This window comes from Cupriavidus sp. 01L46 (assembly GCF_056399905.1).
Genome location: NZ_JBFTSF010000206.1, coordinates 1 through 12,036, shown reverse-complemented (window position 1 = coordinate 12,036; position 12,036 = coordinate 1). Strand labels below are relative to the sequence as shown.

Below are 12,036 nucleotides of genomic sequence, written 5' to 3'. Positions count from 1 at the left end.
TGCCAGCGGCGTGGGCGCCATGCCCTGCCCCCGCCGCTCGAACAGCGGGTCGTCAAACAAGATGCGCATGCGCCCCAGCGCGTGGCTGACCGCGGGCTGGGTCAGGTTAAGCTGGCGGGCGGCGGCCGTGATGCTGCCTTCGCTATAGATAGCGTCGAACACCACGAAGAGATTCAGGTCGATGCGGGATAGCTGCATGACGGGCATTCTGGCATGGAATGCACAGTATTGATACTGTCAAATCCAGAAAATTCATTTTTCTAATTACCAGGATTGCGGTACAGTCCTCTCCAGTCGGCGCAAACCGCGTCCGCCGGTGCCGGGAACGGCCTACCGCAACCCGCGGCGGCCCAACCGATGCCGGCCTCATTCAGAGGTGGAGGAGACAACATGCAATTCGAGTACACCCCCAAGGTCAAGGAAATGCAGGCTCGCCTGCTGGCCTTCTTCGACAAGCACATCTATCCGAACGAGAAGCGCTTCTACGCCGAAATCCAGGCCAACCGCCAGGCCGGCAACGCCTGGGTCCCGACCAAGGTGATTGAGGAACTCAAGCCGCTGGCGCGCGAAGCCGGCCTGTGGAACCTGTTCCTGCCCCATTCCAAGCGTGCCCCGGAAGGCCTGTCCAACCTGGAATACGCACCGCTGTGCGAGATCATGGGCCGGGTGCCCTGGTCGGCCGAAGTCTTCAACTGCGCGGCGCCCGATACCGGCAACATGGAGACGCTGGAGCGCTACGCGTCGGAAGAACTCAAGGACAAGTGGCTCGAGCCGCTGCTGCGCGGCGAGATCCGCTCGGCCTTCCTGATGACCGAGCCGGCCGTGGCTTCGTCGGACGCCACCAATATCTGCTGCAGCATCCGCCGCGATGGCGACGAATACGTGATCAACGGCACCAAATGGTGGTCGTCGGGCGCGGGCGACCCCCGTTGCGAGGTCTATATCGTGATGGGCAAGACCGACCCGGAAGCGGGCCGTCACGAGCAGCAATCGATGATCGTGGTGCCGGCCGATACCGCGGGCATCACCATCAAGCGCTTCCTGCCGGTGTTCGGCTACGACGACGCGCCGCACGGCCACATGGAGATCGAGCTGAAGGACGTGCGCGTGCCGGCAGCCAACATCCTGCTGGGCGAAGGCCGCGGCTTCGAGATCGCCCAGGGCCGCCTCGGCCCGGGCCGCATCCACCACTGCATGCGCAGCATCGGCGTGGCCGAGCGCGCGCTGGAACTGCTGTGCAAGCGCGCCCTGTCGCGCGTCGCMTTCGGCAAGCCGGTGGCCGCCCAGGGCGTGACGCGCGAGCGCATCGCCGAAGCCCGCTGCGAAATCGAAATGGCGCGCCTGCTGACGCTCAAGGCCGCCTACATGATGGACACCGCCGGCAACAAGGTGGCCAAGGCCGAGATCGCCATGATCAAGGTCGTCGCCCCCAACATGGCGCTGAAGGTGATCGACTGGGCCATCCAGGTGCACGGCGCCGCCGGCGTCTCGGACGAATTCCCGCTGGCCAACTGGTGGGCGCACCAGCGCACCCTGCGCCTGGCCGACGGCCCGGACGAGGTGCACCGCAACGCCATCGCCAAGCTGGAGCTGGCCAAGCACATGGGCGTAAGCTCGGACGACATCAGCATGCCGGTGGCACGCGGCTTCTAAGCCGCAACGAGCCGCAGCAATCGGCAATCCGCCACAACCGGCCACAACCAGTCACAACTGGTCTCGCTGCCGGCCCTGCTGGCAACGTGGAAAACGCGCAGCCCGTCTGCGCGTTTTTTTCTTCTGTGCTTAAATCGCGCGGTTCGCCATGCCAGTGGTTGATGTGGCGATTCACCGATTGCACGATCGCAGCCAGGAGCCCTTCCCGATGATCGACGTCTACAGCTGGCCCACGCCCAACGGCCACAAAATCCACATCATGCTCGAGGAGTGCGGCCTCGCGTACAAGGTCCACCCCATCAATATTGGCGCCGGCGACCAGTTCGGCGAGGACTTCCTCAAGATCAGCCCGAACAACAAGATCCCGGCCATCGTCGACCCCGACGGCCYGGACGGCAAGCCCATCTCGCTGTTCGAGTCCGGCGCCATCCTGCTTTACCTCGCCGGCAAGACCGGCAAGTTCCTGCCCGAGGACGTGCGCGGCAAGTACGACGCGCTGCAATGGCTGATGTTCCAGATGGGCGGCGTCGGCCCGATGCTTGGCCAGGCGCACCATTTCCGCATGTATGCGCCACAGCAGATCGAGTACGCCATCAACCGCTACACCAACGAAGCCAAGCGCCTGTACGGCGTCATCGACAAGCAATTGTCGGAACATGCCTGGCTGGCCGGCAGCGAATACTCCGTGGCGGATATCGCGACCTTCCCGTGGCTGCGCAGCTGGCAAAACCAGGGCGTGGAGCTGGACGACTATCCGCACCTGAAACGCTGGTTCCTTGAGATCGCCGAGCGGCCCGCGGTGAAGCGCGGCGTCGCGGTGCTGGCGCAGGAACGCAAGCCGCTGAGCGGCGACAAGGAACGGGAAATCCTGTTCGGCGCCACGCAGTACCAGCGCCGCTGAGCAGCCCGCCCGCGCGGCCATGGCGCAAGGCGGTCAATGCAGGGAAACCACCTGCATCTCGCCAGCGCCGGCCACGCGCGCCGGCGCCTGCAGGCAGCACAGCAGGCTCGCCACGGGATGCAGCGCCTCGATCCGGTACGCCTCGTCGGGATCCGGCGCGAAGACCATGCCGGGCTGCAGGTACGCCACCTGCCGCTCGACGTGCGGCCATGGCGAATGCCACTGCAGGCATAGCGTGCCCGCATGGCAGGCCGCCCAGTTCAACCCGCCCGCGCGCAGGCGCAGCGCCCATTCAGGCTCGCCCTCGGCCAGCGAGACAAAAGCCGCGTTCGCGCGCGGCACGCCATCCGCACCGCGCCGTGCGCCATCGGCCTGCCAGAGATCCGCCTGGCCCACGGCAAAGGCATCGTAGCTGCTGGTCACGCCAGCTCCCACCAGCCCGACGGCATTCGGGTCCAGGATCGCACGGATCAATACCGTGTCCTGCAGCACCGCCAGATGCACGCGCTCGGCCTGGCGCAACGCATAGACGCCGCCCACCGACACCAGCACCGGCTCGCCGCCTACCGGGGTCAGCTTGATCGTGCCGTGCAGGCAAGCCCACCACTCGGCGCGTGTGGTGACAATGCTGGCCTGCATCGCGCCTTGCCGCAAAAAGACGTAGTCCCCGCTGCAGCCCAGGCCGGCGGCTTCCGGCACCACCCTTACCTGCAGGCCCACGCGCAACTGCGACGCGGTTCCGCCCGTCAGGATTTCGCCGCGCATCTGCGCGTCGAACAACGAAAAAATGCGCATGGCACCCACTCTCCACGTAATGGAAAAATACAGCGCCGCGCTTCCCCGGGGATTTGAGTGCCTCTATGTCGAGGTCGTGATCTTTTTTGGCCTGGTCCCTCGCTGCCTTAACAAGATGCCGAGGCGGAGCGCCTCCTTCCTTGTGCCTGCGGAACCCATTCGTAACATTTGGACAAGTTCCTATCCTTCGCCGGCGGGCATCATCCGCAGGTTACCGGCAACGCGTTGGCGCCGCACTTCGCCTGCCACGCAACGACGTCCGGCGACGTGCGACCACATACGACGACATGCGAGGACATGCGATGACATGCGATGACATGCGATGACATGCGATGAGTGCCAGCCCAGTTACCTATAGTGCGTACTACTATAAGGCGTCGCTACAAAGAGGTCAAACCCTTAGCCTCGATCCGATCTCAATCACGTATAGAGCCATGGTCGCCGATCCCCTCAAGCGCTTCGGGCTGCACCTTGCCGAGCTGCGCAAACAACGTGGCTGGTCACAGGAAAAGCTCGCTCTCGAAAGCGGCATGGCGCGCTCCTACCTCAGCGGTATCGAGCGCGGCGTGCGCAATGTCTCCTTGATCAATATCTGCGCGCTGGCCGGCACGCTGGGCGTGGACGCCAGCGAGATGCTCAACTTCAGCGAGGCCGACAGCGGCGGCCGCGGCGGCGCGCTCGTCCTGGAACAACGCTGCGCCGAGTTCAACATCACGCCGGCACAGCGTGTCACGGTGCGCCACATGGCCTTGATGACCGATGCCGAGCAGGACGTGATCGCATCGGTGGCGCGCACGATCGCCGTCAGGGCCATGCAGGCCTGACGGCGCCGGATTCAGCTGGCGCTGGCGAGCGCGTCCATTGCCAGCAGTTCGGCAAAGCGCGCTGCATCGAGATTGGACCCGCACACGATCAGCGCGACCTTCTTGCCCGCCAGCGTCTGGCGCAGGGGCCCCAGCAGCGCCGCGGTGGACACCGCGGTAGCTGGCTCCGTGGCCAGCTTCATATCGCGATAGAGGATGCGCATGGCCGCGCGTATCGCCTCGTCGGAAACGCGCACCATGCCGTCGACAAACTGGCGGCACACGCCGTAGCTGTAGTCCAGCGCATAAGGCGCGCCCAGGCTGTCGGCAACCGTCGTGACGCGCTCCAATGCTTGCGGCCGCCCGGCCTCGAAGCTGCGGTTCATGGCATCGGCGCCCTCCGGCTCGACCCCATAGACCCGGCAAGCCGGATTGATCTGCTTGACCGCCGCGGCAATGCCGCCGCACAGGCCGCCGCCGCCCACCGGCACCACCACCGCATCCAGCCCAGCCACCTGGCGCATCAGCTCAAGCCCGACCGTTGCGGTGCCCTGCGCGATCAGCGGGCCGTCGTACGGGTGCACCATGGTGCGGCCTTCGTCGGCCACCAGCTGCAACGCGCGGTCAAAAGCGGCATGCACGTCCGGCAGCAACAGCACCTCGGCGCCCGCCTCTCGGCAGGCCGCCACGCGCGCGGGGCTGGCGGTGGCGGGCATGGCCAGCTTGGCGCCGACGCCGGCCACCTTGGCCGCATAGGCCACCGCCATGGCATGGTTGCCGGCGCTGGCCGCTACCACGCCGCGCGCCCGCGCAGCGGCATCCATCTGCTCGATGCTGTTGAGCGCGCCACGCACCTTGAAGGTGCCGGTGATCTGGAACAGCTCCAGCTTGAGCCAGACCTCCGTGCCGGCATCGAGTTGCAGTGCCGCACCGGTCTGCCAGCGCCACACGGGCGTCTCCAGCACCTTGCCTTGCAGGCGCCGCGCGGTGCTCTGGATTTCGGGCAGCAAGGGATAGCGGGCGTGCGCACGCAGGTCGGAAAGATCGGACATCGGGTGTTCTCCATCGAATCGGTTGGTCGCGTGCAGGCCCCTATGGCCGTGCACGGCAAGGGAGGGACCACGGGCCACCGAGCACCAGCCAAAGCCGCAGCTCAGCGACCCCGGATAATTCGAATAATGGAGAACGAGAAGGAAATCGACGCGGAAAGCGACGACAGGCCGGACGTGGAGGCAACCCCGACCGGCAGCTCGGCACCCACGCGTGCAGCAGCGCCACCGGTATCGGTGGTACGGCACAGCGAGGAAGGGGCGAGCGATTGGAACGTCATGGAGCGGCAAGTATGCCACAAGCCGCAGCGTTGTGGCGGCATGCGTACGCGGCTGCGGCAGCCCGGCGTTACACGCCCAGCATGCCCTGGCGCTCGATGAACGCGATCACCTCGTCAAGCCCTTGCCCCGACTTCACGCTGCCCATCACGAACGGGCGCGCGCCGCGCATCTTGCGCGCATCACTTTCCATCACTTCCAGGTTAGCGCCAACATAGGGGGCCAGGTCGGTCTTGTTGATCACCAGCAGGTCCGACTTGGTGATGCCCGGTCCGCCCTTGCGCGGGATCTTCTCGCCACCGGCCACGTCGATCACGTAGATGGTCAGGTCCGACAACTCCGGGCTGAAGGTGGCCGCCAGGTTATCGCCGCCGGACTCGATGAAGACGATGTCGGCATCGGGAAACTTGCCCAGCATGCGGTCGACCGCTTCCAGGTTGATCGAGGCATCCTCGCGGATCGCGGTGTGCGGGCAGCCGCCGGTTTCCACGCCCATGATGCGCTCCGCCGGCAAGGCGCCGGAGATGGTCAGCAGGCGCTGGTCTTCCTTGGTGTAGATATCGTTGGTGATGGCGACCAGGTCATAGCGCTCGCGCATGGCCTTGCACAGCATCTCCAGCAAGGTGGTCTTGCCGGAACCGACGGGGCCGCCCACGCCGACGCGCAACGGAGGATTCTTCTTGGTACGAGCCTGGGTCATGGTGGACATCTTGTYTTGGGGAATCGTTTGCATGCTGCCGTGGTTCGCTTCAGGAACGGAACAGCCGCGAATACTGCGTCTCATGGCGCGCGGACAGCAGACCGAGCATCGGGGAAAAAGTGGACAGCAGCGGCGGCTCGGCATCGGCGCGCCGCACGGCCTCGTCGACAGTCTCCTGCACCGCGGGATGCAGCCGGCGCAGGATGTGCTGCCCGGCCACCTGCCCCAGCGGCACCGCCTTGAGCGCCGCCGACACCTGGTTCTCCGCCCAGCTGAAGCAATAAGCCGCCAGGCCATCGCGCTCGTTCACATCCAGCGCCACGCAAGCTGCGGCAAAGGCAGTAGGCAGGCACACCGGCGACAATGCCGCCAGCTGCGCGCGCAGTGCGGCATCACCCCACTCCATCTGCGCCACCAGCCGCGCCAGCGACCAGCCCATCTGCTCCGTCTCCAGCCGCAGCTCGGCGCTTTCGCGCGTGGCATGGAACCAGTCGTTCCATGCGGCCAGGCGCGTTGCATCCAGCGCGCGCCAGTGGCGATACAGCAGCAGCCACACGGGCGCTTCGCACTGCGCCTGCACGTCCAGCAGGTTGCTGCGCACCCACTGCTCCGCGCTGCCGGCATCGCGCACCATGCCGCACTCGATGGCGGCCTCCAGCCCTTGCGAATAGCTGAAGCCACCGATCGGCAGCGCCGGCGAGGCAAGGTGCAGCAGCGAGATAAGTTGGGAGAGCTGGGTCATGGGACGGCTTTAGCGCAACGCCTCAGTGCTTGTGCCCGCAGTTCTCGTCATGCACATGCGGCGCATGGTCGTGGCCATGTTTGTGGCCGTGGTCATGACTGTGCGCATGGCCATGGCCATGATCATGATCGTGATCATGCCCATGATGCTCATGGAATACTGCCTGCGCCGCGGCATAGTCCTCTGCAAATGTCGCATCGTGCCCATGCTTGTGCCCGCCGCCGTAGGCGCCGGCTTCCGGCTCGAATKGCAGCTCCGCGCGTTCGGCCTGCACGCCGAGGCGGGCCAGCATGTCCGCGAGCACCGGGTCGAACTCCAGGCGCAGGTAGTCGCGGCCCACTTCCACCGGCGTGTGGCGATTGCCGAGGTGGTAGGCCGCGCGCATCAGTGCCTGCGGATCGCTGGCGCCGACTTGCAGCACGGACTCCGGCGCGGCCCGCACTTCGACAAAGACCCCGCCTTCGGTGACCAGCAGGTCGCCGCCGCGCAGCACGGTGCCGCGCGCAAGGAACAGCGCCACTTCTTCGCCGTTATCGAGCGTGGCGCGCAGGCGGCTTTTGCTGCGCTCGGAAAAAGGCAGCACCAGCTTGGGCGCACGGCGCACCAGCACGGCGGCGATGCCGTGCGGGGCGGCGAGATGTTTGTCGATCTTTTGCAAAGCGGCCCTTCAGAAGAGGAAATAACGCTGCGCCATCGGCAGTACGGTAGCCGGCTCGCAGATCAGCAACTGGCCGTCGGCCACCACCTGGTAAGTCTCGGGATCCACCGTGACGTTCGGCTGCCAGTCATTGTGCACCATGTCGCGCTTGCCCACGGTGCGCGTGCCTTGTACCGCCGACAGCACCTTGTTCAGGCCGTAGCGCCCGCCCACATCGGCGGCCAGCGCCGCCTGCGAGACGAAGGTCAGCGATGACTTGTGCAGGGCGCGTCCGGCGGCGCCGAACATCGGGCGGTAGTGCACCGGCTGCGGCGTGGGGATCGATGCGTTGGGGTCGCCCATCGCTGCCGCGGCGATCATCCCGCCCTTCAAGATCAGGCTCGGCTTGACGCCGAAGAAGGCCGGCTTCCACAGCACCAGGTCGGCCCACTTGCCGACCTCGATCGAGCCCACCTCGTGCGCGATGCCGTGCGTGAGCGCGGGGTTGATCGTGTACTTGGCGATGTAGCGCTTGACGCGGAAATTGTCATGCCCGCCGCGCGCGTCGTTGGGGTCGCCGGGCAGCTTGCCGCGCTGCGCGGCCATCTTGTGCGCGGTCTGCCAGGTGCGGATGATGACCTCGCCAACCCGTCCCATGGCCTGCGAATCGCTGGAGATCATCGAGAACGCGCCGAGGTCGTGCAGGATGTCCTCGGCGGCAATGGTCTCGCGCCGGATGCGGCTTTCGGCGAAGGCGATGTCCTCGGCGATCGACGGGTCCAGGTGGTGGCAGACCATCAGCATGTCGAGGTGTTCGTCGAGCGTATTGACAGTGTACGGCCGCGTGGGGTTGGTCGACGACGGCAGCACGTTGGGCTCGCCGCACACCTTGATGATGTCGGGCGCATGGCCGCCGCCCGCGCCTTCGGTGTGATACGTATGGATGGTGCGGCCCTTGAACGCAGCCACGGTGGCTTCGACGAAGCCGGCCTCGTTGAGCGTATCGGTGTGGATCGCCACCTGCGTGTCGGTGGCATCCGCCACGCTCAGGCAATTGTCGATGGCCGCGGGCGTGGTGCCCCAGTCTTCGTGCAGCTTGAGCCCGATGGCGCCGGCCTCGACCTGCTCCATCAGCGGCCCCGGCAGGCTGGCGTTGCCCTTGCCGAGCAGGCCGATATTCATCGGGTAGGCTTCCACCGCCTGCAGCATGCGCTCCATGAACCAGGGACCGGGCGTGACGGTGGTGGCAAAGGTGCCAGTGGCCGGCCCGGTGCCGCCGCCGATCATGGTGGTGACGCCGCTCATCAGCGCCTCTTCGATCTGCTGCGGGCAGATGAAGTGGATGTGGCTGTCGATGCCGCCGGCGGTGACGATCATGCCCTCGCCCGCGATCACCTCGGTGCCCGGCCCAACGACGATGGTCACGCCCGGCTGGATGTCCGGGTTGCCTGCCTTGCCGATGGCGGCAATGCGCCCGTCCTTGAGGCCGATGTCGGCCTTGACGATGCCCCAGTGATCAACGATCAGCGCATTGGTGATGACCGTGTCGACGCAGTCCTTGGCCATGCGCTGGCTCTGCCCCATGCCGTCGCGGATCACCTTGCCGCCGCCGAATTTCACTTCCTCGCCGTAGACGGTGAAATCCTTCTCCACCTCGATGATGAGCCCGGTGTCGGCAAGCCGAAGGCGGTCGCCGGTGGTGGGGCCGAACATCTCGGCATAAGCCTGCCTGGAGATTTTCACGCTCATCACAGCGCTCCCATGATCTTGCCGTTGAAGCCGTAGACGATGCGCGCGCCAGCAAGCGCCACCAGCTCCACCGTGCGGCTCTGGCCCGGCTCGAAGCGCACGGCGGTGCCGGCGGCGATATTCAGGCGGAAGCCGCGCGTGGCCTCGCGGTCAAAATCCAGCGCGGGGTTGGTCTCGTAGAAATGGAAATGCGAGCCGACCTGGACCGGGCGGTCGCCCGTGTTGGCCACCGCCACGCTGACCGTGGCACGGCCGGCGTTCAGTTCGATCTCGCCCTCAGCGGGCATCAGTTCACCAGGGATCATGATGGGTTCCTTGTCGAGGTCAGTGCGCTCAGGCAACCATCAGGCCGACGCCATACAGCGCCACGCCCGCACCGGCCAGCCGTGCCAGCCAGCCCGCGTGGCGGCGCAGCGCGCCGCCCAGGCCGATGCCGGCCGCGTGCAACACCATCGTCGCCACGCTGAAGCCGCCCACATAGGCCGCTACCGCGGGCAAGGCGCCGGCCGTGGCCGACAACTCCGATCCGTGCGCATAGCCGTGGAAGACGGCGAAGCCACCCACGATGGCCATCCCCGCCCATGCCGGCAGCCTGGCGCGCAGTGCCACCAGCAAGCCGATCACCAGCAGCGACGCGGCAATCATCGGCTCCACCAGCGGCAGGCTCATGCCGGCAAGGCCGAGCACCGCGCCGGCCAGCATCAAGGCCAAAAAGGCAAAGGGCATGCGCAAGGCTTCGCGCGGCGAGCGCGCACCCAGCGCGCTCCACACGCCCACGCCCACCATGGCGAGCAAGTGATCCATGCCAGTGAAGGGATGCAGCAAGCCGGCAAACAGGCTGGCGCCAACGGTGGTGGCGTCATGGCCCGGATGCGCGACGGCGGCGGCGCTGGCAAATGCCAGCGCGGCGCCTACGGTGGCAAGCCTCACGGCGCGCGAGCGGTTGGAGTGGTTCATGTCTTGACCTCGTGTCTTGTTCAAACTCTTGTTCAAACTCTTGTTCAAACGATGGGATGGTGCACGGTGACCAGCTTGGTGCCGTCGGGGAAGGTCGCTTCCACCTGAATATCCGGGATCATCTCGGGCACGCCGTCCATCACGTCCTCGCGCGAGAGCACGGTCGTGCCCTCATGCATCAGCTCCGCCACGGAGCGGCCGTCGCGCGCGCCTTCCATGATGGCGGCGGTGATCAAGGCCACCGCCTCGGGATAGTTGAGCTTGAGCCCGCGCGCGCGGCGGCGCTCGGCCAGCAGCGCGGCGGTGAAGATCAACAGCTTGTCCTTCTCTCGCGGAGTGAGTTCCATCTTGGTATTCCCGTTGTTTCTTGTGTTGTCCGCGCGGTGCGCAATGAACAATGACTGCGCCGGCGCCTACGTCGCCCACAGCCTCAGGGGCCTGGCCGGTACACCGTGGATCGGCTCGCGCAGCGCGCTCCACGCCGTCACCATCAAGTGCCTGACCGCTTCCATCTGCGCGCCCAGCACGCGCAGCAGCAGCATCGACTGGCCGTCTTGCTCGAGCCGCGTCACGCCAGCGCGCAGGTCCGGCCGATACGGCAACTGCTCGGCCAGCGTCTCGGCAAGTTCCTGCGTGGCACCGTCACCTACCGCCCACAGCGTGCCCATGACATTGAGCCCGTCCAGCCCGGCTACCGCCTGGCGCAGCGCCCAAGCCGCGTCCAGCTGCACGCTCTCGATCCACAGCGCGCGCCTGCCGCCGCCCTGCACCCGGGTCTCCATGCCCAGCGTGCCGCGGCTCCAGGTCTCGCCGCTGGCCTGCCGGCCCAGCACGATCGCATCCCAGCCGATCGCGCTGGCACCGGGCGCCACCGTCACGGTGGTGGCAAGGCGCGCGTGCGCGTCATCGAAAACGATGTTCTCCTGCGGCAGCCAGTCCACCCGCGCGCCGGCTTCCAGCGTCAGCGTGACGCGCTGCGCGGCCTCCCGGCCGAGCGACTTGTACCACTTGGTGGCGCCGGGCGTCGCCAGCACCGCATGCGCGCCGGCGCCCACCGTCACGTCGATGTCCAGGCTGTCGCCGCCGGCCACGCCCGCGGGCGGATGCAGGATCACCACATGGCAGACAGGCCCCTCCGGATAGAGTGGCTTTTGCACCAGCAACGGCCCCTGGTGGCGGCGCTCGACCAGCGCGCTGCGCTCGGCGCGCGCGGCAAAGCGCAGGCGCAGGCTGGCCTCCCATGCGGGTGGCACGGCGAGGGTCGAAGGAAAGTCTGGATGACGCATGAATGTTGGAATGGCGGAGGCAGCCGGCAATGCATCGTGCGCTGGATGCGGGCATCATAGCGCGCGGCCGGGGGCACTGGAAGTGGTATTCGAGGCTGCATTCGAGGCCACATTCGAAGCCACATTCGAAGCCACATTCGGGACCGCACCCGATCGGCTGCCGGCAAGCGTCCGTCCTCTCCCGCGCGGCGGGGAGAGGGGGAACACACCAGCACTACGATCATGCGGCACCGCGTGTCGCATCACACCGCGATGAGCTCCCGCACGCCCTCCTCTTCCATCTTCGCGCCCTCGCCCCTTGCCACCACTTCGCCGCGGCTCATCACCACGTARTGATCCGCCAGRTGCCGGGCGAAYTCGTAATAYTGYTCCACCAGCAGCACCGTCATGCCGAACTCRTCCACCAGCAGSCGCAGCGCSCGSCCGATGTCCTGGATGATSGARGGCTGGATGCCYTCGGTCGGCTCGTCCAGGATCAGCAGTTC

14 protein-coding genes and 1 pseudogene are annotated in these 12,036 nt (G+C 66.6%); 3 read left to right on the top strand and 12 right to left on the bottom strand.

Features of this window, described 5'->3' with window-relative positions:
- The coding region (locus AC1DS3_RS27610) for a LysR family transcriptional regulator (protein ID WP_477128356.1) at positions 1-198 on the bottom strand (198 nt) is incomplete at its 3' end.
- A 192-nt stretch (positions 199-390) separates the two neighbouring features.
- Between AC1DS3_RS27610 and AC1DS3_RS27605 the strand changes: the two genes are divergently transcribed.
- Both AC1DS3_RS27605 and AC1DS3_RS27600 read left to right on the top strand, forming a co-directional pair.
- Positions 391-1,653 carry an acyl-CoA dehydrogenase family protein gene (locus AC1DS3_RS27605; RefSeq protein WP_183034543.1) on the top strand — a complete coding sequence of 421 codons (1,263 nt, stop codon included), beginning with the start codon at positions 391-393 and terminating at the stop codon, positions 1,651-1,653.
- Between the two features lie 208 nt (positions 1,654-1,861).
- Positions 1,862-2,554, top strand: coding sequence for a glutathione binding-like protein (locus AC1DS3_RS27600; protein ID WP_477128355.1), 693 nt, complete (start codon positions 1,862-1,864; stop codon positions 2,552-2,554).
- 33 nt (positions 2,555-2,587) lie between these two features.
- Here the strand turns inward: AC1DS3_RS27600 and AC1DS3_RS27595 are convergent, their stop codons facing one another.
- Entirely contained in the window at positions 2,588-3,349 is a 762-nt protein-coding gene (locus AC1DS3_RS27595; protein ID WP_477128354.1) for a hypothetical protein, read from the bottom strand.
- A gap of 434 nt (positions 3,350-3,783) precedes the next feature.
- Between AC1DS3_RS27595 and AC1DS3_RS27590 the strand changes: the two genes are divergently transcribed.
- Positions 3,784-4,173 carry a helix-turn-helix domain-containing protein gene (locus AC1DS3_RS27590; RefSeq protein WP_441633525.1) on the top strand — a complete coding sequence of 130 codons (390 nt, stop codon included), beginning with the start codon at positions 3,784-3,786 and terminating at the stop codon, positions 4,171-4,173.
- Positions 4,174-4,184: 11 nt separating this feature from the next.
- Here AC1DS3_RS27590 and AC1DS3_RS27585 read toward each other — a convergent pair whose 3' ends face one another.
- From AC1DS3_RS27585 to AC1DS3_RS27540, 10 genes and pseudogenes are all read right to left on the bottom strand, one after another.
- Complete coding sequence (locus AC1DS3_RS27585; protein WP_441633523.1) at positions 4,185-5,204, bottom strand: threonine/serine dehydratase; 1,020 nt, start codon at positions 5,202-5,204, stop codon at positions 4,185-4,187.
- A 346-nt stretch (positions 5,205-5,550) separates the two neighbouring features.
- A complete protein-coding gene (ureG, locus tag AC1DS3_RS27580; RefSeq protein WP_150983949.1) occupies positions 5,551-6,180 on the bottom strand; it encodes an urease accessory protein UreG in 630 nt (209 codons plus the stop codon).
- A 49-nt stretch (positions 6,181-6,229) separates the two neighbouring features.
- A complete protein-coding gene (locus AC1DS3_RS27575) occupies positions 6,230-6,922 on the bottom strand; it encodes an urease accessory protein UreF (protein WP_441633521.1) in 693 nt (230 codons plus the stop codon).
- A gap of 22 nt (positions 6,923-6,944) precedes the next feature.
- Entirely contained in the window at positions 6,945-7,580 is a 636-nt protein-coding gene (gene ureE / locus AC1DS3_RS27570; RefSeq protein ID WP_477128353.1) for an urease accessory protein UreE, read from the bottom strand.
- 9 nt (positions 7,581-7,589) lie between these two features.
- The gene (ureC, locus tag AC1DS3_RS27565; protein ID WP_441633517.1) at positions 7,590-9,308 is read right to left on the bottom strand and encodes an urease subunit alpha; all 1,719 of its coding nucleotides are present in this window, start codon (positions 9,306-9,308) and stop codon (positions 7,590-7,592) included.
- Complete coding sequence (locus AC1DS3_RS27560; protein ID WP_441633515.1) at positions 9,308-9,613, bottom strand: urease subunit beta; 306 nt, start codon at positions 9,611-9,613, stop codon at positions 9,308-9,310. The genes ureC and AC1DS3_RS27560 overlap by 1 nt, the downstream gene beginning before the upstream one ends.
- A 28-nt stretch (positions 9,614-9,641) precedes the next feature.
- Positions 9,642-10,265 (bottom strand): HupE/UreJ family protein, encoded by a 624-nt coding sequence (locus tag AC1DS3_RS27555; protein ID WP_441633513.1) that lies wholly within the window; start codon positions 10,263-10,265, stop codon positions 9,642-9,644.
- Between the two features lie 44 nt (positions 10,266-10,309).
- Entirely contained in the window at positions 10,310-10,612 is a 303-nt protein-coding gene (locus AC1DS3_RS27550; RefSeq protein WP_441633511.1) for an urease subunit gamma, read from the bottom strand.
- Positions 10,613-10,678: 66 nt separating this feature from the next.
- Positions 10,679-11,551 carry an urease accessory protein UreD gene (locus AC1DS3_RS27545; protein WP_477128352.1) on the bottom strand — a complete coding sequence of 291 codons (873 nt, stop codon included), beginning with the start codon at positions 11,549-11,551 and terminating at the stop codon, positions 10,679-10,681.
- A gap of 242 nt (positions 11,552-11,793) precedes the next feature.
- Positions 11,794-12,036: pseudogene (locus AC1DS3_RS27540) on the bottom strand (ABC transporter ATP-binding protein); the annotation flags it as partial.

Excerpts from the sequence above, each read along its gene's own strand:
- AC1DS3_RS27585 (WP_441633523.1), bottom strand. The coding sequence starts at position 5,204 with ATGTCCGATCTTTCCGACCTGCGTGCGCACGCCCGCTATCCCTTGCTG.
- ureG (WP_150983949.1), bottom strand. The coding sequence starts at position 6,180 with ATGACCCAGGCTCGTACCAAGAAGAATCCTCCGTTGCGCGTCGGCGTG.
- AC1DS3_RS27575 (WP_441633521.1), bottom strand. The coding sequence starts at position 6,922 with ATGACCCAGCTCTCCCAACTTATCTCGCTGCTGCACCTTGCCTCGCCG.
- AC1DS3_RS27595 (WP_477128354.1), bottom strand. The coding sequence starts at position 3,349 with ATGCGCATTTTTTCGTTGTTCGACGCGCAGATGCGCGGCGAAATCCTG.
- ureC (WP_441633517.1), bottom strand. The coding sequence starts at position 9,308 with ATGAGCGTGAAAATCTCCAGGCAGGCTTATGCCGAGATGTTCGGCCCC.
- AC1DS3_RS27550 (WP_441633511.1), bottom strand. The coding sequence starts at position 10,612 with ATGGAACTCACTCCGCGAGAGAAGGACAAGCTGTTGATCTTCACCGCC.
- AC1DS3_RS27590 (WP_441633525.1), top strand. The coding sequence starts at position 3,784 with ATGGTCGCCGATCCCCTCAAGCGCTTCGGGCTGCACCTTGCCGAGCTG.
- AC1DS3_RS27560 (WP_441633515.1), bottom strand. The coding sequence starts at position 9,613 with ATGATCCCTGGTGAACTGATGCCCGCTGAGGGCGAGATCGAACTGAAC.
- AC1DS3_RS27545 (WP_477128352.1), bottom strand. The coding sequence starts at position 11,551 with ATGCGTCATCCAGACTTTCCTTCGACCCTCGCCGTGCCACCCGCATGG.
- AC1DS3_RS27555 (WP_441633513.1), bottom strand. The coding sequence starts at position 10,265 with ATGAACCACTCCAACCGCTCGCGCGCCGTGAGGCTTGCCACCGTAGGC.